General features: G+C 56.0%; 18 protein-coding genes. 11 read left to right on the top strand and 7 right to left on the bottom strand.

The genetic code is table 11. The features are described 5' to 3' along the window. Position 1 precedes the first annotated feature (1 nt). The 5 genes from bcsZ (at position 2) to L3068_RS21995 (ending at position 9,858) form a co-directional block, all read left to right on the top strand. Positions 2-1,108, top strand: coding sequence for a cellulose synthase complex periplasmic endoglucanase BcsZ (gene bcsZ / locus L3068_RS22015; RefSeq protein ID WP_047625829.1), 1,107 nt, complete (start codon positions 2-4; stop codon positions 1,106-1,108). Continuing rightward, positions 1,090-4,572 carry a cellulose synthase complex outer membrane protein BcsC gene (gene bcsC, locus L3068_RS22010; protein WP_096218281.1) on the top strand — a complete coding sequence of 1,161 codons (3,483 nt, stop codon included), beginning with the start codon at positions 1,090-1,092 and terminating at the stop codon, positions 4,570-4,572. The genes bcsZ and bcsC overlap by 19 nt, the downstream gene beginning before the upstream one ends. A 119-nt stretch (positions 4,573-4,691) precedes the next feature. Continuing rightward, the gene (gene hmsP, locus L3068_RS22005) at positions 4,692-6,698 is read left to right on the top strand and encodes a biofilm formation regulator HmsP (protein WP_023331533.1); all 2,007 of its coding nucleotides are present in this window, start codon (positions 4,692-4,694) and stop codon (positions 6,696-6,698) included. Between the two features lie 159 nt (positions 6,699-6,857). Further along, on the top strand, positions 6,858-8,144 hold the full coding sequence (locus tag L3068_RS22000; protein ID WP_014885598.1) for a dicarboxylate/amino acid:cation symporter: 1,287 nt from the start codon (positions 6,858-6,860) through the stop codon (positions 8,142-8,144). 226 nt (positions 8,145-8,370) lie between these two features. Beyond that, positions 8,371-9,858 carry a M16 family metallopeptidase gene (locus L3068_RS21995; protein WP_014885597.1) on the top strand — a complete coding sequence of 496 codons (1,488 nt, stop codon included), beginning with the start codon at positions 8,371-8,373 and terminating at the stop codon, positions 9,856-9,858. Positions 9,859-9,921: 63 nt separating this feature from the next. Here the strand turns inward: L3068_RS21995 and kdgK are convergent, their stop codons facing one another. Then, a complete protein-coding gene (gene kdgK / locus L3068_RS21990; protein ID WP_045135440.1) occupies positions 9,922-10,851 on the bottom strand; it encodes a 2-dehydro-3-deoxygluconokinase in 930 nt (309 codons plus the stop codon). A 229-nt stretch (positions 10,852-11,080) separates the two neighbouring features. Between kdgK and pdeH the strand changes: the two genes are divergently transcribed. Both pdeH and L3068_RS21980 read left to right on the top strand, forming a co-directional pair. Continuing rightward, positions 11,081-11,854 carry a cyclic-guanylate-specific phosphodiesterase gene (gene pdeH / locus L3068_RS21985; RefSeq protein WP_045269642.1) on the top strand — a complete coding sequence of 258 codons (774 nt, stop codon included), beginning with the start codon at positions 11,081-11,083 and terminating at the stop codon, positions 11,852-11,854. Positions 11,855-11,919: 65 nt separating this feature from the next. Further along, positions 11,920-13,962, top strand: coding sequence for an AsmA family protein (locus L3068_RS21980; RefSeq protein ID WP_096218278.1), 2,043 nt, complete (start codon positions 11,920-11,922; stop codon positions 13,960-13,962). Between the two features lie 94 nt (positions 13,963-14,056). On the opposite strand, the gene L3068_RS21975 is transcribed toward L3068_RS21980, so the two are convergent. The 3 genes from L3068_RS21975 to L3068_RS21965 form a co-directional block, all read right to left on the bottom strand. Next, complete coding sequence (locus tag L3068_RS21975; protein WP_045135441.1) at positions 14,057-15,379, bottom strand: MFS transporter; 1,323 nt, start codon at positions 15,377-15,379, stop codon at positions 14,057-14,059. A gap of 261 nt (positions 15,380-15,640) precedes the next feature. Beyond that, positions 15,641-16,666, bottom strand: a complete 1,026-nt coding sequence (gene yhjD, locus L3068_RS21970; RefSeq protein ID WP_014885592.1) for an inner membrane protein YhjD — start codon at positions 16,664-16,666, stop codon at positions 15,641-15,643. A 50-nt stretch (positions 16,667-16,716) separates the two neighbouring features. Then, positions 16,717-17,616: a LysR family transcriptional regulator gene (locus L3068_RS21965; protein WP_023331530.1), complete on the bottom strand. Its 900-nt coding sequence runs from the start codon at positions 17,614-17,616 to the stop codon at positions 16,717-16,719. A 119-nt stretch (positions 17,617-17,735) separates the two neighbouring features. Here L3068_RS21965 and L3068_RS21960 point away from each other — a divergent pair, with 119 nt between their 5' ends. Together L3068_RS21960 and L3068_RS21955 are read left to right on the top strand one after the other, a co-directional pair. After that, a complete protein-coding gene (locus L3068_RS21960) occupies positions 17,736-18,494 on the top strand; it encodes an SDR family NAD(P)-dependent oxidoreductase (protein ID WP_117582324.1) in 759 nt (252 codons plus the stop codon). Positions 18,495-18,667: 173 nt separating this feature from the next. After that, positions 18,668-19,270 (top strand): response regulator transcription factor, encoded by a 603-nt coding sequence (locus L3068_RS21955; protein ID WP_014885589.1) that lies wholly within the window; start codon positions 18,668-18,670, stop codon positions 19,268-19,270. Here the strand turns inward: L3068_RS21955 and L3068_RS21950 are convergent. Both L3068_RS21950 and L3068_RS21945 read right to left on the bottom strand, forming a co-directional pair. After that, on the bottom strand, positions 19,249-19,587 hold the full coding sequence (locus tag L3068_RS21950; protein ID WP_014885588.1) for a lysozyme: 339 nt from the start codon (positions 19,585-19,587) through the stop codon (positions 19,249-19,251). The genes L3068_RS21955 and L3068_RS21950 overlap by 22 nt on opposite strands. A 71-nt stretch (positions 19,588-19,658) precedes the next feature. Continuing rightward, on the bottom strand, positions 19,659-20,198 hold the full coding sequence (locus tag L3068_RS21945) for a GNAT family N-acetyltransferase (RefSeq protein WP_014885587.1): 540 nt from the start codon (positions 20,196-20,198) through the stop codon (positions 19,659-19,661). A gap of 146 nt (positions 20,199-20,344) precedes the next feature. Here L3068_RS21945 and L3068_RS21940 point away from each other — a divergent pair, with 146 nt between their 5' ends. Beyond that, on the top strand, positions 20,345-21,934 hold the full coding sequence (locus L3068_RS21940; protein ID WP_014885586.1) for an STY4199 family HEPN domain-containing protein: 1,590 nt from the start codon (positions 20,345-20,347) through the stop codon (positions 21,932-21,934). 115 nt (positions 21,935-22,049) lie between these two features. Continuing rightward, positions 22,050-23,192, top strand: coding sequence for an IS481 family transposase (locus tag L3068_RS21935; RefSeq protein WP_420169936.1), 1,143 nt, complete (start codon positions 22,050-22,052; stop codon positions 23,190-23,192). Between the two features lie 94 nt (positions 23,193-23,286). On the opposite strand, the gene L3068_RS21930 is transcribed toward L3068_RS21935, so the two are convergent. Continuing rightward, entirely contained in the window at positions 23,287-24,936 is a 1,650-nt protein-coding gene (locus tag L3068_RS21930; RefSeq protein WP_117582381.1) for an alpha,alpha-trehalase, read from the bottom strand. Positions 24,937-25,072 lie beyond the last annotated feature (136 nt).

Raw genomic sequence — 25,072 nt, 5'->3', positions numbered from 1 at the left:
GATGAAAGCCTTTCGCTGGTGTGCAGTAGCAGCGTTGATGCTGGCGGCGCTTCCTCTTCGCGCCGCCTGTACCTGGCCTGCCTGGGAGCAGTTCAAAAAGGATTACATCAGCGAGGGTGGACGCGTCATTGATCCCAGTGACACGCGCAAAATTACGACGTCGGAAGGGCAAAGCTATGCGTTGTTCTTTGCTCTGGCCGCCAACGACCGCCGCGCGTTTGAGCAAATACTGACATGGACGCGCGATAACCTTGCCGGCGGCAATCTCAACGACCATCTGCCTGCCTGGCTCTGGGGGCAGAAAGACAAAGAAAACTGGGCGGTGATTGACACCAACTCCGCCTCAGATGCCGATGTCTGGATCGCCTGGTCACTGCTTGAAGCGGGCCGGTTATGGAAACATCCGGACTACACCCGCACGGGTAAGGCGCTGTTGAAACGCATTGCCGGTGAGGAAGTGGTGAAAGTACCAGGGCTCGGCGCCATGCTGCTTCCGGGTAAAGTCGGTTTTGCTGATGAAAACGCCTGGCGCTTTAACCCCAGCTATCTTCCTCCGCAGTTAGCAAGCTATTTCACCCGCTTTGGTGCCCCGTGGACCACGCTTCGTGAAACGAATCTGCGACTGCTGCTGGAAAGCGCGCCAAAGGGGTTCTCGCCGGACTGGGTGCAGTATCAGAAAAACAGAGGCTGGAAGTTAAAGCAGGATAAAGCGCTGGTAGGGGGCTACGACGCTATTCGTGTCTATCTTTGGGTGGGCATGATGAGTGATAAAGATCCTCAGAAAGCCCGATTGCTGACGCGCTTCCAGCCGATGGCGGCAAAAACAATGAAACAGGGCGTGCCGCCGGAAAAAGTGGACGTGGCGACGGGTAAACGCACCGGCAATGGTCCGGTCGGGTTCTCTGCCGCCATGCTGCCGTTTTTACAACAGCGCGATGCTCAGGCGGTTCAGCGCCAGCGCGTTGCAGACCATTTTCCCGATAACAACGCCTATTACAGCTATGTACTGACTCTCTTTGGTCAGGGATGGGATCAGCATCGTTTTCGCTTCACCGCTAAAGGTGACTTAATACCGGATTGGGGCCAGGAATGCGCAAGTTCACAGTAAATTTACTCACTTTATCGCTTGGGCTGGCACTGATGCCGCTGGCGCAGGCCGTTAACTCTCCGCAGCAGAAACAGCTGCTGGAGCAGGTTCGGCTGGGCGAGTCGACACAGCGTGAGGATTTGGTTCGTCAGTCGCTCTATCGTCTTGAACTGATTGATCCGAACAACCCTGATGTTATTGCCGCCCGTTTTCGTTACCTGCTGCGCCAGGGCGATACCGCCGGTGCGCAAAAAGAGCTGGATCGCCTGAAAGGGATCGCTCCAGGCTCCAGCGCGTATCAGTCCTCACGCAATACGATGCTGCTTTCCACCCCGGATGGCCGACAGCAGTTACAGCAGGCGCGCTTGCTCGCCACGACAGGGCACACTCAGGAGGCGATTGCCGCCTATGACAAGCTCTTTGACGGCAACCCGCCGGGTGGCGACGTGGCGACGGAATACTGGAATGTGGTGGCGAAAGATCCTGCCCGCCGCAATGCGGCCATTAACCAGCTGAAAAAAATTAACAGCAGCAGCCCCGGTAATACGCAGCTGCAGACGACGCTTTCCCAGCTCCTGTTCCAGAGCGGGCGCCGTGATGAGGGCTTTGCGGTCCTGCGGGAGATGGCTAAATCGACCGGCGGCCGCAGCCAGGCGTCTGACATGTGGTATGAGCAGATCAAAGACCAGCCTGCCAGCAGCGCCAGCGTCAGCGCGTTGCAAAAATACCTGAGCGTTTTCAGCGACGGCGATAGCGTCGTGGCGGCGCGTGCCCAGCTTGAAGCGCAGCAAAAACAGCTCGCAGACCCGGCCTTCCGGGCGAAAGCGGAAGGTCTGGCGGCAGTGGATGCCGGGCAGGGGAGTAAGGCGGTTGCGGAGCTGCAAAAAGCCGTCAGCGCCAACCATGCTGACAGTGAAGCGGTGGGTGCCCTGGGACAGGCTTATTCCCAGAAAGGCGATCGTGCCCGCGCGGTGGCGCAGTTCGAAAAGGCCATAGCCCTCGACCCGCAGAGCGATAACCGGGGTAAATGGGACAGTTTGCTGAAGGTCAACCGCTACTGGCTGCTGATCCAGCAGGGCGATGCGGCGCTCAAGGCGAATAACCCGTCACAGGCGGAACGTTACTATCAGCAGGCACGTAACATCGACAATACCGACAGTTACGCGGTGCTGGGCCTGGGTGATGCCGCGGCGGCACGTAAAGATAACGATGCGGCGGAGCGTTATTATCGTCAGGCGTTGCGTATGGACAGCGGTAACAGCAATGCGGTTCGCGGTCTGGCCAATATTTACCGCGCACAGTCACCGGAGAAAGCCTCGCAGTTTATCCAGTCGCTTTCTGCCAGCCAGCGCCGGAGCATTGATGATATTGAACGTAGCCTGACTAACGAGCAACTGTCTGCCCAGGCCGAACAGCTGGAGAATCAGGGGAAATACGCCCAGGCAGCAGAAATACAGCGCCGCCGTCTGGCGCTCTCGCCAGGCGACGTCTGGATAACGTATCGTCTCTCGCGCGATCTCTACAGCGCGGGCCAGCGTAGCCAGGCGGACACCCTGATGCGCCAGCTTGCCAGCCAGAAACCGTCTGACCCGGATCAGGTGTATGCCAACGGGCTCTATCTCTCCGGGAACAATCAGGACCGGGCCGCGCTGGCGCATCTGGATACGCTGCCGCGTAGCCAGTGGAATGGCAACATTCAGGAACTGGCCGACCGTCTGCAAAGTAACCAGGTGCTGGAAACCGCCAACCGCCTGCGCGACAGCGGTAAAGAGCAGGAGGCGGAAAACCTTCTGCGTCAGCAGCCGACCTCTACCCGTATCGACTTAACGCTGGCCGACTGGGCGCAGCAGCGTGGCGATCTGGAATCGGCGAAAACCACGTACAACGCCGTCCTGCAGCGTGAGCCGCAGAACGAGGACGCGATCCTCGGTCTGACCGAGATTTATAGCGCGCAAGGTAACAAGGACGCTGCGCGTGCCGAGCTGGCGAAACTGCCTGCCGCGCAAAATGGCGAACCGTTATCCCTCAATATGCAGCGCCGGATTGCGATGGCGCAGGCGGGGCTGGGCGATTCCGCCGCCGCAGAGCAGACCTTCAACAACATCATTCCGCAGGCCAAATCGCAGCCTGCCTCAATGGAAAAAGCGCTGGTGTTACGTGATGCCGCGCGCTTCCAGGTGCAGAACGGTCAGCCTCAGCAAGCGCTGGAGACGTATAAAGACGCGATGGTGTCATCAGGCATCACGACGACCCGTCCGGTGGACAACGACAGTTTCACCCGTCTGACGCGTAACGATGAAAAAGATGACTGGCTGAAGCGCGGCGTACGGAGTGACGCCGGTGATTTGTACCGTCAGCAGGATGTTAACGTCACGCTGCAGCACGATTACTGGGGCTCCAGCGGCACGGGGGGCTATTCCGATCTGAAAGCCCATACCACCATGCTCCAGGTCGATGCCCCGCTCTCTGATGGCCGCATGTTCTTCAGAAGCGATTTGGTCAATATGGACGCCGGTTCATTTGATAACAATAACGGAACGTACGACCCTAAATGGGGGACCTGCTACGAAACACCGTGTAGCGGCAGCACCCATCAGAGTGACAGTGGCGCCAGCGTCGCCGTCGGCTGGCAGAATAAAACCTGGTCGATGGATATTGGTACCACCCCAATGGGCTTTGACGTCGTCGACGTGGTGGGCGGCCTGAGCTACAGCAGCGATCTGGGTCCCATCGGTTATACCGTCAACGCCCATCGTCGGCCAATCTCCAGTTCACTGCTGGCCTTCGCCGGGCAGAAAGATACCAATACCGGCACCACCTGGGGCGGCGTACGGGCGACCGGGGGTGGCGTAAGCATCAGCTATGACAAAGGTGAGGCGAACGGTGTCTGGTCAAGCCTGAACGCAGAAACGCTGACGGGTAAAAATGTGGAAGATAACTGGCGCGTCCGCTGGATGACGGGTTACTACTACAAGCTCATTAATAAAAACAACGAGCGCCTGACGGTCGGCGTCTCCAATATGCTCTGGCATTACGACAAAGACCTGAGCGGATATACCCTGGGTCAGGGCGGCTATTACAGCCCGCAGGAGTATGTCTCCTTCGCACTGCCGGTGACCTGGCGTAAACGCACAGAAAACTGGTCCTGGGAGCTGGGCGGCTCTGTCTCCTGGTCACACTCCAAAACCAAAGATGAACTGCGCTACCCGATTCAGAGTCTAATCCCGACCGATGAACCCGGCCGCTATACTGACCGGGGGGCGATGGAAACCGGCAGCAGCAGCTCCGGCACGGGTTATACCGCACGGGCGATTATCGAACGCCGGGTCACGTCCAACTGGTTTGTGGGCATGGGCGTGGATATTCAGGAAGCGAAAGACTATACCCCAAGCCATGCGCTGATTTATGTGCGTTACTCTGCCGCAGGCTGGCAGGGCGATATGGACTTACCGCCGCAGCCGCTCATTCCTTACGCGGACTGGTAATCGGATTTTCCTTAATCCATTTGTAAGTCTCTCTTAATAGCACAGCAATCGGGTATACTCAGGCGCGCCAGGTTTACACCCTGGCGCGCCCTGCGCTTCGAGTTTTGTGGAGAGTCATTTTGCGTGTCAGCCGTTCCTTAACGATCAAACAGATGGCGATGGTGTCTGCCGTCACGATGCTGTTTGTCCTGCTTTTCTGCGTCATTTTGCTGTTTCATTCCGTGCAGCAGAATCGCTATAACACGGCTTCGCAGTTAGAAAGTATCGCCCGCTCGGTGCGCGGCCCACTCTCCGCCTCGATCCTGAAAGGGGATATTCCCGAAGCGGAAACCATTTTAAAACGCATTCAGCCTGCTGGCATCGTGAGCCGCGCGGATGTCGTCTTGCCCAACCAGTTCCAGGCGCTGCGGATGAGCTTTATCCCGGAACGCCCCGTCCCGATGATGGTCATGCGCCTGTTTGAACTGCCGGTGCAAATTTCTCTGCCTCTCTATTCGCTGGAACGTCCTGCCAATCCGCAGCCGCTGGCCTACCTGGTCCTGCAGGCAGACTCGTATCGCATGTATAAGTTCGTCATGAGTTGGGTGGTGACGTTAGTGACCACTTGCTTACTTATGACCCTGATTCTCAGCGTGGCGTTAACCTGGTGTATTAACCGGTTGATTGTGCATCCGTTGCGCCGTATCGCCCGCGAGCTGAATGCGCTTGCGCCGCAGGATCAGCTGGGGCACCAGCTTGAACTGCCGCGACTTCATCATGACGATGAGATCGGGATGCTGGTACGCAGCTATAACCTCAACCAGCAGCGCATTCAGCGTCAGCAGGATGAGTTAAATAACAGCGCCACGCGATTCCCGGTGTCAGAACTTCCTAATAAGGCGTTTCTGATGGCGATGCTGGAGCAGACGGTTGCGCGCCAGCAAACCACGGCGCTGATGGTGATCGCCTGTGAAACCCTGCAGGATACGGCGGGCGTGCTCAAGGAGAGCCAGCGTGAAATGCTGCTGCTGACGCTGGTGGAAAAGGTGAAATCTGTCCTGGCCCCGCGCATGGTGCTGACGCAGGTCAGCGGTTACGACCTGGTGGTGATAGCCAACGGCGTGAAAGAGCCGTGGCATGCCATCACATTAGGTCAGCAAGTGCTCACTGTCATTAACGAGCGGCTGCCTGTTCAGGGGATCCAGCTGCGTCCAAGCGCCAGTATCGGTATCGCCATGTACTACGGTGATTTAACGGCGGAGCAGCTGTATCGCCGCGCGTTCTCGGCGGCGTTTACCGCCCGGCGCAAAGGCAAAAATCAGATCCAGTTCTTCGACCCGGAACAGATGGAAAAGGCGCAGCAGCGCCTGACGGAAGAGAGCGACATCCTGACCGCGCTGGATAACCGTCAGTTTGCTCTCTGGCTACAGCCGCAGGTGAATTTACAGACGGGTGAAGTAAAAAGCGCCGAGGCGCTGCTTCGTGTACAGCAGCCGGACGGCTCATGGGAGCTGCCGGAGGGGCTGATTGAACGCATTGAATCCTGTGGCCTGATGGTCACCGTCGGTTATTGGGTGCTGGAGGAGTCCTGCCGCCAGCTTGCCGCCTGGCAGGAGCGCGGCGTGACGCTGCCGCTGTCGGTTAATTTGTCTGCGTTGCAGCTCATGCATCCGACGATGGTTTCCGAAATGCTGGAGCTGATCAATCGCTACCGGATCAAGCCTGATACGCTGACGCTGGAAGTGACGGAGAGCCGACGCATTGACGATCCTAACGAAGCCGTTGCCATTCTGAAGCCGCTGCGCAATGCCGGCATTCGCATCGCGCTGGACGATTTTGGTATGGGCTACGCCGGGCTGCGTCAGCTTCAGCATATGAAAACCCTGCCGGTGGATGTGCTGAAAATCGACAAAGCGTTTGTCGAAGGGTTGCCAGAGGACAGCAGCATGGTGCAGGCCATTATTCAGATGGCGCGCAGTCTCAATCTGCATCTGATTGCCGAGGGGATTGAAACCGACGCGCAGCGCATCTGGCTGGCAGAGGCGGGCGTAGAGAGCGGTCAGGGCTTCCTTTTTGCCGCTGCTGTTCCTGCGGATGTCTTTGAACAACGCTACCTTCCCGGTGCTGACAATCACGCAAAAGTGTAATTTTGTTGCTGGCTTGTGCGAGCCAGCTCAAAGTTCTTAACATTTGTGTTTCAAATTTGAACTGAGTTTATTTCTGTCCTGTTATACGGGTGTTATTTTAGAGCCGCAGGTTAACCATAACCTTACAAAACCTGTGGTTTTTCTTCCCAAGGACACCTTATGAAAACCTCACTCTTCAAAAGTCTCTATTTCCAGGTCCTGACAGCCATCGCCATCGGTATTTTGCTGGGGCATTACTACCCTGAGCTGGGCGCGCAAATGAAACCGCTTGGCGACGCGTTCGTGAAGCTCATCAAAATGGTCATCGCCCCGGTAATCTTCTGTACGGTTGTCACGGGCATCGCTGGCATGGAAAGCATGAAAGCGGTAGGCCGTACCGGTGCTGTGGCGCTGCTCTATTTCGAAGTGGTCAGTACCCTTGCGCTGATTATTGGTCTGATTATCGTTAACGTGGTCCAGCCTGGTGCGGGCATGAACGTTGACCCCTCAACGCTCGATGCCAAAGCGGTCGCGGTCTATGCCGAGCAGGCGAAGGATCAGGGCGTGGTGGCCTTCCTGCTGGACGTGATACCCGGCAGCGTCATTGGCGCATTTGCCAGCGGAAACATTCTGCAGGTACTGCTGTTTGCCGTCATGTTTGGCTTTGCCCTGCACCGTCTGGGCAGCAAAGGCCAGCTTATCTTTAACGTGATTGAGAGCTTCTCACAGGTCATCTTTGGCATCATCAATATGATCATGCGCCTGGCGCCAATCGGTGCCTTCGGTGCGATGGCCTTCACCATCGGTAAATATGGCGTCGGTACGCTGGTGCAGCTGGGCCAGCTGATTATCTGCTTCTATATCACCTGTATTCTTTTCGTGGTGGTGGTGCTGGGCTCCATTGCCCGTGCGACAGGTTTCAACATCTTCAAATTTATCCGTTACATTCGTGAAGAGCTGCTGATTGTGCTGGGGACCTCTTCTTCAGAATCGGCGTTGCCGCGTATGCTCGACAAGATGGAAAAACTCGGGTGCCGTAAGTCGGTGGTCGGGCTGGTGATCCCGACGGGCTACTCCTTCAACCTTGATGGTACGTCGATATACCTGACGATGGCGGCGGTGTTCATCGCTCAGGCGACCAACAGCCATATGGATATTTTCCATCAGATCACCCTGTTGGTGGTGCTCCTGCTCTCCTCGAAAGGCGCGGCAGGCGTAACGGGCAGTGGCTTTATCGTGCTGGCGGCCACCATTTCTGCGGTGGGGCATCTGCCGGTGGCGGGCCTGGCGCTGATTCTCGGTATTGACCGCTTTATGTCCGAGGCGCGCGCATTAACCAACCTGGTAGGTAACGGTGTGGCGACGGTCGTTGTCGCGAAATGGGTGAAAGAGCTGGATCACAAAAAACTCGACGATACGCTGAATAATCGCGTGTCTGATAGCAAAACTCCTGGTTTAACCTCCTAATCTTGTTACAAATGCCCGCATTCCCTTGTCGGGATGCGGGCTCCTGCGCATAATAACCCTTCATACCTGTCATAATTCGACAAGATTTTTTTTGGGTATATTTCACTTCGGACCGTGACGTTTTGCCGAACGCGCGGTCTAATCGACGTGTTTTCATCGTCATCTTTTAGAGTGCAGCGCGTCGCGAGACACTCTTTTTAACCAGGAATGTTGATCAGGGGTTCACATGCAGGGCACAAAAATTCGACTCTTAACCGGCGGTTTGCTGATGATGGCAGCAGCCAGTTATGTGCAGGCAGATGCGCTCCAGCCAGACCCGGCCTGGCAACAAGGCACGTTAGCGAACGGTTTCCAGTGGCAGGTTTTATCCACCCCGCAACGTCCGAGCGATCGTGTTGAAATCCGTCTGTCCGTTAATACCGGCTCCCTTACGGAAAGTACTCAGCAAACCGGTTTTAGCCATTTTATTCCCCGTCTGGCGCTCACTCAGAGCGGCAGCCTGCAAGCGGTTCAGGTGCGTTCGCTGTGGCAACAGGCCATCGATCCAAAACGCCCGCTGCCTCCGGCTGTGGTCTCCTATGACTACACCATGTTTAACCTGAGCCTGCCAAATAACCGTAACGATCTGCTCAAAGAAGCGCTGACCTATCTCGCTGATGCCTCAGGCAACCTGGCGATTACGCCGGATACCGTTAACTATGCGCTGAGCAACAGCGACATGGTGGCGACCTGGCCTGCGGATACCAAAGAGGGCTGGTGGCGCTACCGTCTGAAAGGTTCAACGTTGCTGGGTCACGATCCGGCGGAGCCGCTGAAGCAGCCGGTCGATGCCGAACAGGTGAAATCGTTCTACCAGAAATGGTACACCCCGGACGCCATGACGCTGATTGTGGTTGGTAATGTCGATAGCCGCGCGGTGGTTGAACAGATCAACAAAGCGTTTGGCGATTTGAAAGGCAAGCGTGAAACGCCTGCCCCGGTTCCGACACTCTCTCCGCTGCGCGCCGAGCCTGTCAGCATTATGACGGACACCGTGCGTCAGGACCGACTCTCCGTGATGTGGGATAACGCCTGGCAGCCTATCCGCGAGTCCGCCGCGCTGCTGCGCTACTGGCGTGCCGACCTGGCGCGTGAAGCGTTGTTCTGGCACGTTCAGCAGACGCTCAGTAAGAATAACGTGAAGAATATTGGTCTTGGCTTTGACTGTCGCGTGCTTTTCCAGCGTGCGCAATGTGCCATTAACGTTGAATCGCCGGGCGATAAGCTGAATGCGAATCTGGGTGTGGTCGCCAAAGAGCTGGCAAAAGTGCGTAAAGAGGGCCTCTCTGAAGAGGAGTTCAATGCGCTGGTGGCCCAGAAAAAACTGGAGCTGCAGAAGCTGTTTGCGACCTACGCGCGTGCCGATACCGATATTCTGATCAGCCAGCGCATCCGCTCCCTGCAGAATCAGGTTGTCGACATTGCGCCTGAACAGTACCAGAAGCTTCGTCAGGATTTCCTGAACGGTTTGACCGTGGATATGTTAAATCAGGATTTACGTCAGCAGCTGTCGCAGGATATGGCATTGATCCTTATGCAGCCGAAAGGCGAGCCGGAATATGACATGAAGGAACTTCAGAAGACCTGGGATTCTATTATGGTTACCGCGCCGCAGCCGGCGACCGCAGCGGATGATTTACACCCGGACGCGACGGATATTCCGCAAGGACAGTAATGCGTAGACATGCCCTCTCCCTGTGGGAGAGGGCCAGGGTGAGGGCATCAGCCCGCACTTTGGTTAAACAGGCATCGCCTCACGCGGAATAATCGCCCCGCGATACTGAATCACGGTGCTGGCCGTCAGGTGTCCGCGCTGTGCCGCGGCTTCCGGCGTTCCCCCGGTCAGACGTACCGCCAGGTAACCCGCGCTGAAGGAGTCCCCTGCCGCTGTCGTATCAATCACGTTCTCTTTGGCCAGCTTCACCGCCGGGACTTCAACCACCGCTTCACCCGCCATCGCGACCAGGCATGATTCCGCCCCGCGCTTAATAACGACTTCGCTTACGCCCGCCGCCTGCGTGCGTGCAATCACGTCATCTACGGACTTCTCACCCCACAGGGCGTCTTCATCGTCGAGCGTCAGGAACGCAATGTCCGTGCACTGCAGCATCTGCTGATAAACCTGCTGCGTCTCTTCACGGCTGGCCCACAGGCGTGGACGGTAATTGTTATCAAAAATCACCTTACCGCCGTTGGCGCGGCATTTATGCAGCAGCGACAGCAGCTTTTCGCGGCTGACTGGACTGAGGATCGCCAGGCTGATCCCACTCAGATAGAGATAGTCAAAGCTTGCCAGTGCTTCACAAATGGCCGGGGCTGCATCGCTCTCCAGCCAGAACTTCGCCGCGGCTTCGTTACGCCAGTAATAAAACGTGCGTTCGCCGGTGCTGTCGGTTTCGATGTAGTAAAGCCCGGGAAGGCGGTTTTCCATACGCTGGATCAGCGCGGTGCCCACATGTTCATTCTGCCAGGCTTCCAGCATCTGCTGGCTGAAGCTGTCCGTGCCGAGGGCGGTAACATAGTCCACGGAGAGTGCTTCTGGCGCAACCTGACGGGCGATATAGACGGAAGTGTTTAACGTGTCGCCACCAAATCCGCGGCTGACTTCCGCGCCTTTTTGGGACAGCTCAATCATGCATTCGCCAATCACGGCAATTTTTTTGGACATAGTCGTGAACCTGAACAAAAGAATTTATCAGCAGTGTGCGCTGAGTGAATTAGATGGTCAACTATATTAAAACGACGTTCCATTATTTAATTTGAGCCAGCACGTGTTCCGGCAAATTTCTGTCATCTTAATTTCATTTTCCCGGTGAATTGAACATAAAGTTCTCAATTGTCGCGCCGATAACCCAGTGACGAGTCCAGAAAGGCCATCCAACAACAGGACATCTGAAATGAAGTCAGAGCAGGTTATCCAGCGGCTGAGCACTACGCCTGAGGCAAGTATTGAGAACTTGCAGGAGCATCGCTACTGGCTGCAATGTGAGCGTGCGTATACCTATCAGCCGATCTACCGAACGGACGGTCGACTGATGGCCATTGAAATTTTGACCGTTGTTACGCACCCGTCAAACCCTTTACAGCGTATCGCGCCAGATCGCTATTTTGCCGAAGTTGCCGTTCGCCAGCGCCTTGACGTGCTGGAAGAGCAGCTTCGTATGCTGGCGACCAAACAGGCCTTTTTCGAGCGGCACAATATCCTCGCCTCGGTTAACGTGGATGGCCCGACACTGCTGGCGCTGCGTCAGAATGCAAAATTGCAGGAACTGATCGCCACTCTGCCGTGGATGCGTTTTGAACTGGTGGAGCACGTCCGGCTGCCCCAGGACTCCTCGTTTGCCTCGATGTGTGAATTTGGCCCGCTGTGGCTGGATGACTTTGGTACGGGCATGGCGAACTTCTCTGCGCTGAGCGAAGTGCGTTATGACTACATCAAAGTGGCCCGCGATCTGTTTATTATGCTGCGTCAGACCCCGGAAGGGCGAAACCTGTTTACGCTGTTATTGCAGCTGATGAACCGCTATTGCAAAGGGGTGATTGTCGAAGGTGTGGAAACGCTGGAAGAGTGGCGCGATGTGCAACACTCACCCGCCGCTGCCGCACAGGGTTATTTCCTCTCTCGTCCGGTTCCTATGGATACCCTCGATACCGTCATAACTAACCTCTGATCCGCCCGTTTCCCCTTGTCTGGACTATAGTTTTACAGGACAGGCCATCAGGAAAGGGGACAAAAATGACAAAGACAACCAGGGTTATCTCCTGGACTACAGGGATTTTCTTGTTGTTGATCGTGGTTATCGTCGTCATTATTGCGACGTTTGACTGGAATCGCCTTAAGCCGACCATCAACCAGAAAGTCTCAGCTGAGCTGAACCGTCCCTTCGCCATCCGCGGCGATTTGGGCGTGGTATGGGAACGTCAGAAACAGGAGACCGGCTGGCGAAGCTGGATCCCCTGGCCGCACGTCCACGCCGACGACATTATTCTCGGCAACCCGCCGGATATTCCGGACGTCACCATGGTCCATCTGCCACGCGTTGAAGCCACGCTGGCGCCGTTAGCGCTCCTGACCAAAACCGTCTATCTGCCGTGGATTAAACTCCAGCAGCCCGATGCGCGTCTGATCCGCCTTTCTGAAAAGAACAACAACTGGACGTTTAACCTTGCCAGCGACGGCGAAAAAGATCCCAATGCCCGGCCCTCTTCATGGTCATTCCGTCTGGACAATATTCTTTTCGATCGCGGGCGGATCGCCATCGACGATAAGGTCAGCAAGGCGGATGTGGAGATCCTGGTCGATCCGTTGGGTAAACCGCTACCGTTTAGCGAAGTGACGGGCAACCAGGAAAAAGGCGATAACGCCAAGGCGGGAGATTATGTGTTCGGCCTGACGGCCAAAGGGCGCTACAACGGCCAGCCGCTGAGCGGGAAAGGAAAAATGGGCGGCATGCTGGCGCTCAGGAGCGAAGGTACGCCGTTCCCGGTGCAGGCGGATTTCCGTTCAGGGAATACGCGCGTGGCATTCGTGGGCACGGTCAACGACCCGATGAACATGGGGGGCGTGGATCTGCGGCTGAAATTTGCCGGTGATTCGCTGGGTGAACTGTATGAGCTGACCGGTGTGTTGCTGCCCGATACGCCGCCGTTCGAAACGGACGGGCATCTGGTTGCCAAAATCGACACCGAAAAATCGTCTGTCTTTGACTACCGGGATTTTAACGGCCGCATCGGTGACAGTGATATCCACGGCTCGCTAACCTACACCACCGGAAAACCGCGCCCGAAACTGGAAGGGGATGTGGAGTCCCGCCAGCTACGTCTGGCCGATCTGGGCCCGTTGATTGGCGTGGATTCGGGCAAAGGCACGAAGTCGAAAGAGGCCAAAAAGGACGTTCAGCCTGCGGGGAAAGTGCTGCCTTACGATCGCTTCGAAACTGACAAATGGGACGTGATGGATGCCGATGTACGCTTCAAAGGGCGTAAAATTGAGCACGGCAGCACGTTACCGCTGAGCGATCTCTCGACGCATGTCATTCTTAAAAACGCCGATCTGCGCCTGCAGCCGCTGAAGTTTGGTATGGCGGGCGGAACGATTTCCTCGAACATTCACCTCGAGGGCGATAAAAAGCCGATGCAGGGGCGCGCCGAAATTCAGGCCCGCAGGCTGAAGCTGAAAGAGTTGATGCCAAACGTGGAGTTGATGCAGAAAACCCTCGGTGAAATGAACGGTGACGCGGACATTCGCGGGGTAGGGAATTCCGTGGCGGCGCTGCTGGGCAGCGGCAATGGTAACCTGAAACTGCTGATGAACGACGGCCTGGTCAGCCGCAACCTGATGGAGATCCTGGGGCTGAACGTGGGCAACTTTATCATCGGGCAAATTTTCGGGGATGACGAGGTGCGGGTGAACTGCGCCGCGGCCAATCTGGATCTGGTTAACGGCGTGGCGCGTCCGCAGATTTTTGCCTTCGACACGGAAAACGCGGTGATTAACGTGACCGGTACCGCCAGCATGGCCTCAGAGCAGCTGGATTTGACGATCGACCCGGAAAGTAAAGGGATCCGTATTATTACCCTGCGCTCGCCGCTTTATGTCCGCGGCACCTTTAAAAATCCGCAGGCAGGCGTGAAGCCCGGGCCGCTGATCGCGCGTGGTGCGGTGGCCGCAGCCCTCGCGACGCTGGTCACCCCAGCCGCCGCGCTGCTGGCATTGATCTCGCCGTCAGAAGGTGAGGCGAACCAGTGTCGGACAATTTTGTCGCAGATGAAGAAGTAAGATGCGGGATGTTTTTGCCGGGTGGCGCTGCGCTTACCCGGCCTACATGTTGAATCGTAGGCCGGGTAAGGCGTAGCCGCCACCCGGCATTAGCTTACAGTGCCTGATGCTTAGTCTCATGCGTCAGCAGCAGCGCAATCAGCGTCAGCGCCGCCATGGCCGCCAGGTAAACGCCCACGTAGAACAGACCATAATTTGCCTGCAGCCAGGTGGCGATGTATGGCGCAACGGACGCCCCCAGAATGGAAGAGACGTTGTAGGAGAACGACGCACCGGTATAACGCACTTCCGTCGGGAACAGCTCTGGCAGCAGCGCGCCCATTGGGCCGAAGGTGAGCCCCATCAGGCTAAGGCCAATCAGCAGGTAGGCCATCACCAGTGCCGGGCTACCCGAACCCAGCAGCGGCGGGAAGACGAACAGGGCAAACAGAATGATCAGCGTGGTGATCGTAATCATGCTCGTACGACGACCGAATTTATCCGCCAGCAGGCCGGCAATCGGCACCATCACACCAAACCCGATGACCGCCATCATCAACATCCACAGTACTTCGTTACGCGGCAGACCCAGCCCAACCGGCGCGGCGGCGGTACTGTAGGTCATGGAGTAAACCGTCATGATGTAGAACAGCGTATAGGTTGCCAGCATGATGAACGTGCCCAGCACGGTGACGCGGACGTGTTTGGTCAGCAGCGTGCCCAGCGGGACTTTCACCTGTTTTTTCGCCGCGGCCACTTTAGCGAACACCGGCGTCTCATGCAGGGACACGCGGACATACAGGCCAATCAGCACCAGCACGGCAGAGAAGACAAACGGAATACGCCAGCCCCAGTTCATGAACTGTTCATCCGTCAGCAGCCAGGAAAGCAGCAGGAAGGTCCCGTTGGCAAAGAAGAAGCCAATCGGCGCGCCAAGCTGCGGGAATGAACCGTACAGCGCGCGTTTACGCGGCGGGGCATTTTCGGTCGCCAGCAGCGCCGCACCACCCCATTCACCGCCCAACCCCAGACCCTGACCAAAACGCGCCAGCGCCAGCAGGACCGGCGCCAGAATGCCAATGGTTTCGTAGGTCGGCAGCAGGCCGATCGCCACGGTGGAGATCCCCATCGTCAGCAGCGAGGCCACCAGGGTGACCTTACGACCAATACGGTCGCCAAAGTGTCCAAACAGCGCAGAGCCAATCGGACGTGCAACAAACGCGATAGCAAAGGTTGCCAGAGACTGCAGCGTCGCCGCCGTCGGGTCTCCCTGAGGGAAGAAAATATGCGGGAAGACGATGACCGCAGCGGTGGCGTAAATGTAAAAGTCGAAGAACTCAATGGCGGTGCCAATCAGCGATGCGACGACAACTTTATTGCGCGAGTTGACCGGGACGTTTTCCGCGCCAGAGTCGAGTGTTGTGGCTGTTGCTTGCATAATATTTTCTTATTTTTTATCGAACGAAAGGCCATATTACGCACAGCAAAAGCGACATTTCAATCTGTAACAAAGTCGCGTTCTGGTGATAAAAGCAACAAAAAGCGGATAATTTTCAGGCCAGCGAAAATGCTTCCATGAAATGCTTCACAGTTTTTAAATATTGGTGAATAAAACTGGTTTTTGGTTAAATAAAAGTTACGGGCTGGATTTATATGCTGAAATGATGAGTCGGGCTGAAATTTCAGCCCGAGAGAGGGGTTAGCGGTGTGTTTTTCCCGGCATGCGTGTGTCGCCTTTGTACTCGGCGGTGGCAATCCACGCGGCGCAGAACAGGGTCAGGCGGGCGAAGAAGTAGAAGAAGGCCATCAACCCCAGCACGGAGCCGAACGCCGCGCCCGACGGGGATTTCACCAGCGACGGCAGGGTGTAGGTCATCACGATTTTAATCACTTCAAAGCCTATCGCCGCAATCAGCGTTCCGCGGAGCAGGGCCTTCTTGCGCGGACGATGACGGGGCAAACGCCAGAAAATCCAGAAGAACAGCAGGTAGTTGGCGAAAATGGAAATCGCCAGCCCAATGCCGCGCCAGGCCGGTTTCAGCCATTCGATGTAATCCAGATAGAGTGCAGAGATAATCATCTGCTGTGCGGAGCCCGCCACGGAGGTAATCGAAAGCGTAACGATGAGCGCAATGAGCAGGCCAATCAGCGAAACAAAGTCGCGGAGATACTTAACCCATATTTTCTCCTGATCCTGCGGCTTACGCTCCCACACCTCACGCGACTGGGCGCGAATGGCCTCGCGGAGGTTGCCCATCCAGTTTACCCCGGAGTAAAGGGCGATAAGCAAACCAACGATCCCAACGGTCGTACGTTGCTGAACAGCGGTATTAATCGTGCTTTTTAGCGTGGTGGCGAGGGTCGGGTCACTGACGTTATTCAGGATTTTATTGAAAATATCCTGCAGCAGCGTCGGGTGCGACGCGAGCACAAAACCGGCCGCTGCAAACGACACCATCAGAATGGGGATCATCGACAGGAAGGAGAAATAGGTGATGGCAGCACCAAACTGGTTCCCCATGCGGTCATTAAAGCGCTCGGTCGCACGTATCAAATGCGCAACCATGGGAAACTGCTGAATTCTTTCTGCCAGGCTGGTGACGGTGCCCAGCGTCTTACTGGCCGCCCCTGGGGTTTTAGCCTTTTCTGGCCCGGTTTCCATCTTCTTGATGGGATCATAATCTAAATGTTGGGTGGGTCGTTGCGGGTTATTTTCCGGCGTCACGCGTCTTTTCCTTTTCGTTAGGCTGGATGTTACTGAATTATAGCTTGCGACTAATCTACGTAAGCTTTTGTGAGTTCGGTCAGCCACTCCATGAACAGATGTACCCGACGGGAGAGGTTGCGGCGATGGGGATAAATCAGGGACACGGGCATCGGTTCCGCGCGATATTGCGGGAGGATCTCAATCAGTTTTTTCGCCCGCAGTAAATCACGTACCCCAACACGTGGAACCTGAATGATGCCCAGCCCGGCAAGGCAGGCTGCCTGATAGGTCTCCGTGCTGTTGACGGTTAATACACCGCCCGTCTTTATCCACTGCGTTGCACTGCCGTTATAAAATTCAAAGCCCTGCGGACGGGTACCCAGCATGGCGGCGTAGTGAATCACCGCGTGTGAGCCCAAATCATCCAGCGTTTCAGGGTAGCCAAAACGCGCCAGATAATCCGGACTGGCACAGTTAATTACCGTCAGTTTCCCCAGCGGCCGGGCAATTAACCCTGAATCTTTCAGGGAGCCCACGCGGACCACGCAATCAAACCCTTCGCGAATCACATCCACCAGACGATCGCTGCTGCTGAGTTCCAGTTCAATACCCGGGTATTGCTGCAAAAAAGTCGGCAGTCTGGGGATGACTAAATTTCGAGCAACGCCGACGGGCATATCCACGCGCAGCCTTCCGCTTATGGTGGAGGGATCGTGCTGAAACAGTCCGTCCAGTTCATCAAGGTTTGCCAGCAGATCTTTTGCCCGTTCGTAATAGACCATGCCGTCCTGCGTCAGGCTGACGCGACGCGTGGTCCGGTGCAACAGCTGGGTGCCAAGGCGGTTTTCAAGGGCCTGAATTTGCCGCGAAACGCTGCCTTTCGGCAGCGTTAAGGTTTCTGCAGCACGGGAAAAACTTTCCAGTTCCGCGACGCGAACAAACAGCTGCATTGCGTGAATTTTATCCATAGATGAAGCTCATTGTTGTTGCTGTTGAAACAGTGAAGCGTTTTAAACCCTCTTTATTGATCTTCTATCACCTAATAAGCTCTTTCTCAATCTCCATAACAGCCAAAACGAGGTTTATGATGACTGAACGTATCGCATTAGTGACGGGTGGTAGCCGTGGTTTGGGTAAAAACGCGGCGTTGAAGCTGGCGGCAGACGGAACGGGAATTGTTCTGACGTACCACAGCAATCAGCAGGACGCGCTGGAGGTTGTTCGCGAAATTCAGGAAAAAGGCGTGAATGCTGCAGCATTACAGCTCAACGTCGGTGATATTGCCAGCTTCGATAAGTTTGCTCAGCAGCTTCAGGAAATCCTTAAGACCGTCTGGCAACGCGACACCTTTGATTATTTATTGAACAATGCCGGGGCGGGTTTATATGCACCCTATACCGACACAACGGAAGCCCAGTTTGATGAGGCGATGAATATTCATTTCAAAGGGCCTTTCTTCCTGACACAGCGCCTGCTGCCTCTGCTGAATGACGGAGGCCGGATCCTCAACGTCTCCAGCGGGCTGGCCCGTTTTACCCAGCCAGGCTCCGGTACCTATGCAGCGATGAAAGGGGCGATGGAGGTGTTGACCCGCTATCAGGCGAAGGAGCTGGGTGCGCGTGGTATCTCCGTCAATATTATCGCGCCGGGCGCGATAGAAACCGACTTTGGCGGTGGACGCGTTCGCGACAACGCGCAGCTTAATCAGATGCTGGCATCACAGACGGCGCTGGGGCGGGTGGGGTTGCCGGACGATATCGGCGATGCCATCGCGGCACTGCTCAGCGATAAGCTGGGCTGGATGAATGCGCAACGTATTGAGTTGTCAGGCGGTATGTTCCTGTGAGGCCTGCTGTAAAGGGGAGGGAACCCCTTAAGGAAATCCTTAATGCCGATGTGTCAAAATACGGGCAAATATAAAAACCACTCGCGGATTTGTAACCTCTCCATTCATTGAGTTTTTTCTTAAATACTGCCTCTGTAGAATCCCCCTTCGCTATTCTCAGAGGGAGAAAAACGATGCGAGTAATCATGTTTGACAGGCAGTCGATATTTATTCATGGAGCGATACACGGTCTGCAGGAGTTAATTCCTGAAATAAATATAACGGGCGCTTGTCAGGCGGACGATTTATGGGGGCAAATATCTGCTTCACCGTCTGCTATCGTGATGATTGACGGCAATTTGATCCAGGAAGAGGAGAGTGCTTTCCTGGAAGAGCTTATGGATTCCTTCCCGGCGATACGGGTGATTATGGTTCTGGCAAGAAAAGAGGCCAGATGGGTTGAGCAACTCATGCAGCGAAACGTGATGGCCATTATCCCCCGTAACGCTAACCCCGAACGGTTTGCCGCCGTGCTGGATTCCGTGTCGAGAGGGATGGTCTGCTTTCCCGGGGAGTGGGTTAGCCAGCAATCATCAGCACAGCCGTTACTCTGTTTAAGCGAGCGTCAGCGCGAGGTACTCAAACTGCTGGCAGCGGGAGAGTCAAATAAAGAGATTGGCCGCAATCTCAACATCAGCGCGGCCACGGTAAAAGCGCATCTGGAAGCACTTTTTCGGCGGCTGGAGGTGAAAAACCGGACCCAGGCGGCCATGTACTATACCCGGGCGATAGCCTGATACAGCGCGTTCAGACGTGAAGGCGTCTCGGCGAAACTGAATATCAATACTACCAATGCATCATGCTGCTGTTGGGTTAATGGGCGTGTTATATTTTCCCGCAGCAGCCTCTCACATAACTGAATATCTTCCTGAAGCAAACATTCTGCCTGAAGCGGAGTAATGCCTCCGTGAAAATTGTCCTCCTCATGGATCGCATGTCCATAGCCGATCACCCATAAACCATTTTCATCACGATATTTCTCCAGTGAAAGCCCCTGATGCTTCTTTATTAAATCAATGGCGGCATAAGAGATATTCAGCGCATGACCTTTCATATTCATTTCCTCGTAATGGCGATACTGTAGAGGAATTGAACAATGAAAAATATCCGCCAAATGGCTGTTGATCAGGCGTTATGGTTCAGATATTCATGCCGCAATAAACCCAATAACCAGTCATTTTGCCAGCGTCCGGAAAGGTAATAGCTCTCGCGAAGCTCCCCCTCCAGACGAAAGTGGGCTTTTTCCAGCAGACGTCTGGAGGCGACATTTCCCGCCGTGACGGTGGCGGTTAGCCGACGTAGTCCGCCCTCACGAAAGGCGTAATCGCAAAGCGCCTGCAGGGATTCGAAACCGTAACCTTTCCCCTGCGCCTCGGGTGCAAAAAGAAAGCCCACTTCAGCGCAATCGTCCTCACGATGAATATACCCGGTCACGCCCAGCGGTGCCTGAGAGGTGGCATCACGGACGACGAGACACAGCCAGTGCGTGCTGCCCGGCGTCCAGAGGGGCAGACGAGAATCAAACGCCTCACGAATCGCGGCAACGGGACGGTCTTCCGCCACAAAGCGCATCACGTCAGGATGTTGCTGCAACGCCAGAAAAAAGGGCCAGTCATGCTCCTGCAGAGGCGAGCAATTCAGGCGTGAAGTCATTAAAACCGGCATTAAGATTCTCCTGAAACATTTTTAATGATTTTAGGGTTGTCACTTTATTTCAACAGAAAGTCAGGTATGGTTAAGCATGTATAAATAAAAGAAAAATGGCCATAAGTGCCCATTCCTGATGTCTTCGTTGTCGCTTAAGGAAAACAATGACTCTCAGCACATCACATCATATTCGCGAACAGTTTGAACACTGTCTGGCGGTCATTCGCCAGGCGTCGGTTGAAATTTTGCTTCTCCTGAATGTACATGTTTCTGAGGGAAAAGATCCACGCTGGCTCCTGGAACAACTGGATAGCGCACGTTTAGCGCTCGGGGGATGGGCAGCCGTTGCGAAGACGCTCAATCTGAATGATGCCGAGATGTCGGAATTTACGCTGCAGCTGCGCCTGCTGCAGCAGCGCGTTCCACAGTATGAAAGCGGGCAGGATGTCAGCGAAAACCAGCTGATTGCGGCGATGCGCTTTGTGACCACGCTGGAACATCTTCGTTTGCAGCAACCGTTGCTGACTTACAGCACGGAGCTGGCAACGGGTAGCGAACTGCAGCAACAGCAGGCGCACAAGCAGGTTCGCGCCATTGAGCTGATGATTAAAGGACTTATTCAGCAGGCCTGGCCCGATCAGGTGCGGCTCAATAATCATCTTAAGACCTTATTTAATGCCGACCGGGTAAGACGCTGGCTGAAGCTCGGGGAGATCAACGATATCCTGAGCGGGATGATGTTCAGTGAACTGGCGCAGATGCTGGTGGATAAAAAAGAGTTCAGCCGGTATTACGCCTCGCTGTTTAACGATCCTGCCATGCTGACGCTCCTGGTAGAACCGCGTAAAACGCTGCAAACCTTCCTTGATGATATTCGGCAAATTCGCAACAACATCACGGTTCAGAAAACGTTAAGTTCGGCGCAAATTCAGCTGCTGGATAACTACTACATGCAGATTTCCCGACCGGTTCAACGTGCATTCGAAGAGGGGAGAACGCGCGTCAACCCGGCCGGATTGATGGCGGTGGACGCCAGTGAACTGCACACTTTCTGGGAAAAGGCGCAGAAAATGGATCGGGTTACCGGTGGCGATCTGTTTGAGGTTCGTGACACGATTGAAAAGCCGACCCAGCGCGCGCCGCGCACGCCCGAACAGCGTGAGCAGCTTATCTCCGGTGCGTTATGGGGCGCGGTTGGCGTGATGGTAATCGCCATCCTGGTGGGCGGCTTCTGGCTGGTGACCAGCAGCAAACCGCAGTCATCGGCCGAACACACTGCGCAAGCGGCTCCGCCGAAAGATATGCGCGAAACCCCTTCTGCGCGCGAGACGCTGACCCGCATGGGGGTGACCTGGGACGACAATAATTTCCGTTCAGCGATTAACCGCAACGATACCCGTGTCGCGCAGCTCTTTTTGCAGGGCGGGATGGACTGGAAGCTGTCATGGACCGAAGAGGCGATGTCGGCAGGCCATGACGACGTGCTGGAGCTCATGCTGCGCTACCGACGGAACATGACGGAAGAGAAGCCATGCCGTCGCTTTATCAACACGCTCAGCCACGCGATGTCGAACGGTGAGTCCCTGACCTCAGTGCGTAAAGCGTATCTCAAAGCGTTCTGCACCGTGCCCGCCGTGGTGAAGCGCCAGCAGCACGATCTGGATATGGCTACGCGGCGTGCGCAGTCGCAACCGGATGCCACCACGAAAAAATGGCAGTCTATTCAGACTGCCATTTATGAGGTTATCCGCTGATCCCTTTACCCTCTCCCTGTTGTGGGTGTACAGTCCGGGGACATAGTGAGCACTTGTTCGGGGACATGGTAGACACTTACAACTAAGGCATAAGAACCCGTTTATGGAGTCACTTATGCCCTGGGATGCGAGAGATACCATGTCATTACGTACCGAGTTTGTACTGTTCGCCTCGCAGGACGGGGCGAACATACGTTCGCTGTGCCGTCGCTTCGGCATTTCACCCGCCACCGGCTACAAGTGGCTTCAGCGCTGGGCTCAGGAAGGCCTCTCCGGCCTTCAGGACCGGCCCCGCGTGCCTCATCATTCCCCGAACCGCTCATCTGACGACATCACCACGCTGCTGCGCATGGCGCACGACCGTCATGAACGCTGGGGGGCCCGCAAGATTAAGCACTGGCTCGAAGACCAGGGACACCGTATGCCTGCCTTCAGCACCGTCCATAACCTGATGGCCCGCCACGGCCTGCTGCCCGGCACCGCTCCCGGCATTCCGCCCACGGGCCGCTTCGAACACGACGCGCCGAACCGGCTCTGGCAGATGGATTTTAAGGGGCACTTCCCCTTTGGCGGCGGCCGCTGCCATCCTCTCACCCTGCTGGACGACCACTCCCGCTTTTCCCTGTGCCTCACACACTGTACCGATGAACGGCGTGAGACCGTGCAGCAGCAGCTGGTCAGCGTGTTTGAACGCTATGGCCTGCCGGAGCGGATGACGATGGACAACGGCTCCCCGTGGGGCGACACCACCGGGACCTGGACGGCGCTTGAGCTGTGGCTGATGCGCCAGGGTATCCGGGTGGGCCATTCCCGGCCTTATCATCCGCAGACGCAGGGCAAGCTGGAGCGTTTTCACCGCAGCCTGAAGGCGGAAGTGCTGCAGGGGAAATGGTTCGCGGACAGCGGTGAACTGCAGCGCGCCTTCGACCACTGGCGGACGGTCTACAACCTTGAACGCCCGCATGAGGCGCTGGGTATGGCGGTGCCCGCCTCGCGGTATCAGCCGTCTTCGCGGCAGTACAGCGGCACCGTGACATCACCGGAATACGATGATGGTGTGGTGGTCAGGAAAGTGGATATCAGCGGGAAGCTGAGCTTACAGGGAGTCAGTCTGAGCGCAGGAAAGGCGTTCAGGGGAGAGCGGGTCGGGCTGAAGGAGACACAGGAGGATGGCTGCTATGAGGTGTGGTGGTACAGCACGAAAGTGGGGGTGATCGACCTGAAGAAAAAGTCGATCACCATGGGTAAAGGATGTTAAAAAGTGTTCACCATGTCCCCGAACACCTGTCTACCATGTCCCCGGACCGTACAGTGGGAGAGGGCCGGGGTGAGGGCACCAGACCGCACCCCACTCAAGGCTCCCCATACAACCCTATCAGCCGTCGCACTACGCCGTTGGTCCAGCCGAAGCCGTCCTGAAGGGGATATTCACCCCCGCCCCCCTCGCGTGGCGTACTGCTGGCGATATGATACTTCTCAATCAGCTTGTGGTGGGTCTTATAAAAATGATTCACCGTCTGCAGCCAGCTCCAGGCGATCTCATCGCCCAGTGAGTCATTGCCATACTGCTTGAACCCCTGAATGGCCATCCACTGCAGCGGGGCCCAGCCGTTGGGTTTATCCCATTGCTCGCCGGTTTCATACTCGGTTGCCAGAACCCCGCCCGGCGTCAGCAGTCGCGTTTTCACCGCATCCGACAGTCGATCGGCCTGTTCATGCGTGGCCATACCGACGTACAGCGGCACAATGCTCGCCGCAGAGAACAGCGCCATCACTTCGCGGCGCCAGTCATAGTCGCGATAGCAGCCGCTTTCTTCATCCCAGAGGTAGCGGTTAATCGCGGCGCGGCGATCGCTGGCCTTCTGATGGAACAGTTCAGCGGTCTCTTTATCCCCTTTCGACGCCGAGATATTGGCGATAGTACTCTCCAGCTTGAAAAGGAAGGCATTCAAATCGATCGGGATAAACTGCGTGGTGCGAATGCTGGCCAGTCGGCCAGGCTCACGCAGCCAGCGGGAGGAGTAATCCCAGCCTGAGGCTGCACCCGCGCGCAAGTCACGATACACTTCGTTTGGCGGACGTCCGGAGTGACGGGCCGTTTCTACGTCCTCAATCCACGATTCGTCCCGGGGCGTGTCGCGGTCGTCCCAGTAGCGGTTGAGCAATGATCCATCCGGCATACGGACCGCGCTGCGATAGGCCTGATTAAGCAGCAGCGACTCGGCACCGTCCATCCAGAAGGCGTGCTCCATCTTGAGGTGCTCAAGGTAACGCTTCGCGCCGCGTACCCCGTCCTCTTCAAACAACTCGACCATCAGGGCAAAGACCGGCGGCTGAGAGCGGCTGAGGTAATAGGTACGGTTACCGTTTGGGATATGCCCGTAGCGTTCGATCAGCCACGCGAAGTTATCCGCCATACACTTCAGCAGGTCGTTACGTCCGCTCTCCGCCAGCCCCAGCATGGAGAAATAGGAGTCCCAGTAATAGGTCTCACTGAATCGCCCGCCGGGCACAATATAGGCCTGCGGTAACACCAGCAGAGAGGACCAGGGGATATGGTCCTGCGGTTCGCGCGTCAGCACCGGCCACAGGCTGTCAATGTGCTCTTTTAGCGACAGACCGGGGTCAGAAACATATTCCGTGCCGTAGGTGGCCGGTAGCCAGAAGTGGTTCTCTACAAACTGGCGCAGGTCGAAATCCCGGTGACGTTTCACTTTACGATAGCGGATCAGGATATCCAGCGGGTCCATCTTCGGTGCGCAGTCAGGGAAGGTTTTGCTGTCCGCGAACAGGCGTGTTGACTGAACATGCTCGAACAGTTCCAGATAGCGATCGGCGGGCGTCAGGGCATCGGAGGCGGGTAGCCCCTCGATCATTTCGGGTTCCGGCTCCGCCTCAATCATTTCATCCAGTTTCAACTCGCAGGGATCGGTCTCGTAGCGCAGCTCTTCTGCGATCTCGAATTCGATATTCTCGGTAGCCTGTAGTTTCTGGTTGAACATGGTGATAGGGACCTCCGGTTGTGTGTACTTAAAGACAGTTTTTTTCCGGGCGTCTTATAAGCGTAGACATTCGCTTCGGTAGATGGGGAGGGAAATGTGCGGTAGATCACTATTTTCGGAGCATTCGTTTTGCAAC

This window comes from Enterobacter cloacae complex sp. ECL414, assembly GCF_021869685.1.
Taxonomy (GTDB): domain Bacteria; phylum Pseudomonadota; class Gammaproteobacteria; order Enterobacterales; family Enterobacteriaceae; genus Enterobacter; species Enterobacter kobei.
Note: the sequence above shows the minus strand (reverse complement) of the source record. Positions and strands in the feature narration are given on the sequence as shown.

What these genes read in the sequence shown, in the direction of transcription:
- bcsZ (WP_047625829.1), top strand. Translation starts at nt 2, where the DNA reads ATGAAAGCCTTTCGCTGGTGTGCAGTAGCAGCGTTGATGCTGGCGGCG.
- bcsC (WP_096218281.1), top strand. Translation starts at nt 1,090, where the DNA reads ATGCGCAAGTTCACAGTAAATTTACTCACTTTATCGCTTGGGCTGGCA.
- L3068_RS22000 (WP_014885598.1), top strand. Translation starts at nt 6,858, where the DNA reads ATGAAAACCTCACTCTTCAAAAGTCTCTATTTCCAGGTCCTGACAGCC.
- L3068_RS21995 (WP_014885597.1), top strand. Translation starts at nt 8,371, where the DNA reads ATGCAGGGCACAAAAATTCGACTCTTAACCGGCGGTTTGCTGATGATG.
- kdgK (WP_045135440.1), bottom strand. Translation starts at nt 10,851, where the DNA reads ATGTCCAAAAAAATTGCCGTGATTGGCGAATGCATGATTGAGCTGTCC.
- pdeH (WP_045269642.1), top strand. Translation starts at nt 11,081, where the DNA reads ATGAAGTCAGAGCAGGTTATCCAGCGGCTGAGCACTACGCCTGAGGCA.
- L3068_RS21980 (WP_096218278.1), top strand. Translation starts at nt 11,920, where the DNA reads ATGACAAAGACAACCAGGGTTATCTCCTGGACTACAGGGATTTTCTTG.
- L3068_RS21975 (WP_045135441.1), bottom strand. Translation starts at nt 15,379, where the DNA reads ATGCAAGCAACAGCCACAACACTCGACTCTGGCGCGGAAAACGTCCCG.
- L3068_RS21965 (WP_023331530.1), bottom strand. Translation starts at nt 17,616, where the DNA reads ATGGATAAAATTCACGCAATGCAGCTGTTTGTTCGCGTCGCGGAACTG.
- L3068_RS21960 (WP_117582324.1), top strand. Translation starts at nt 17,736, where the DNA reads ATGACTGAACGTATCGCATTAGTGACGGGTGGTAGCCGTGGTTTGGGT.
- L3068_RS21955 (WP_014885589.1), top strand. Translation starts at nt 18,668, where the DNA reads ATGCGAGTAATCATGTTTGACAGGCAGTCGATATTTATTCATGGAGCG.
- L3068_RS21950 (WP_014885588.1), bottom strand. Translation starts at nt 19,587, where the DNA reads ATGAAAGGTCATGCGCTGAATATCTCTTATGCCGCCATTGATTTAATA.
- L3068_RS21945 (WP_014885587.1), bottom strand. Translation starts at nt 20,198, where the DNA reads ATGCCGGTTTTAATGACTTCACGCCTGAATTGCTCGCCTCTGCAGGAG.
- L3068_RS21940 (WP_014885586.1), top strand. Translation starts at nt 20,345, where the DNA reads ATGACTCTCAGCACATCACATCATATTCGCGAACAGTTTGAACACTGT.
- L3068_RS21935 (WP_420169936.1), top strand. Translation starts at nt 22,050, where the DNA reads ATGCCCTGGGATGCGAGAGATACCATGTCATTACGTACCGAGTTTGTA.
- L3068_RS21930 (WP_117582381.1), bottom strand. Translation starts at nt 24,936, where the DNA reads ATGTTCAACCAGAAACTACAGGCTACCGAGAATATCGAATTCGAGATC.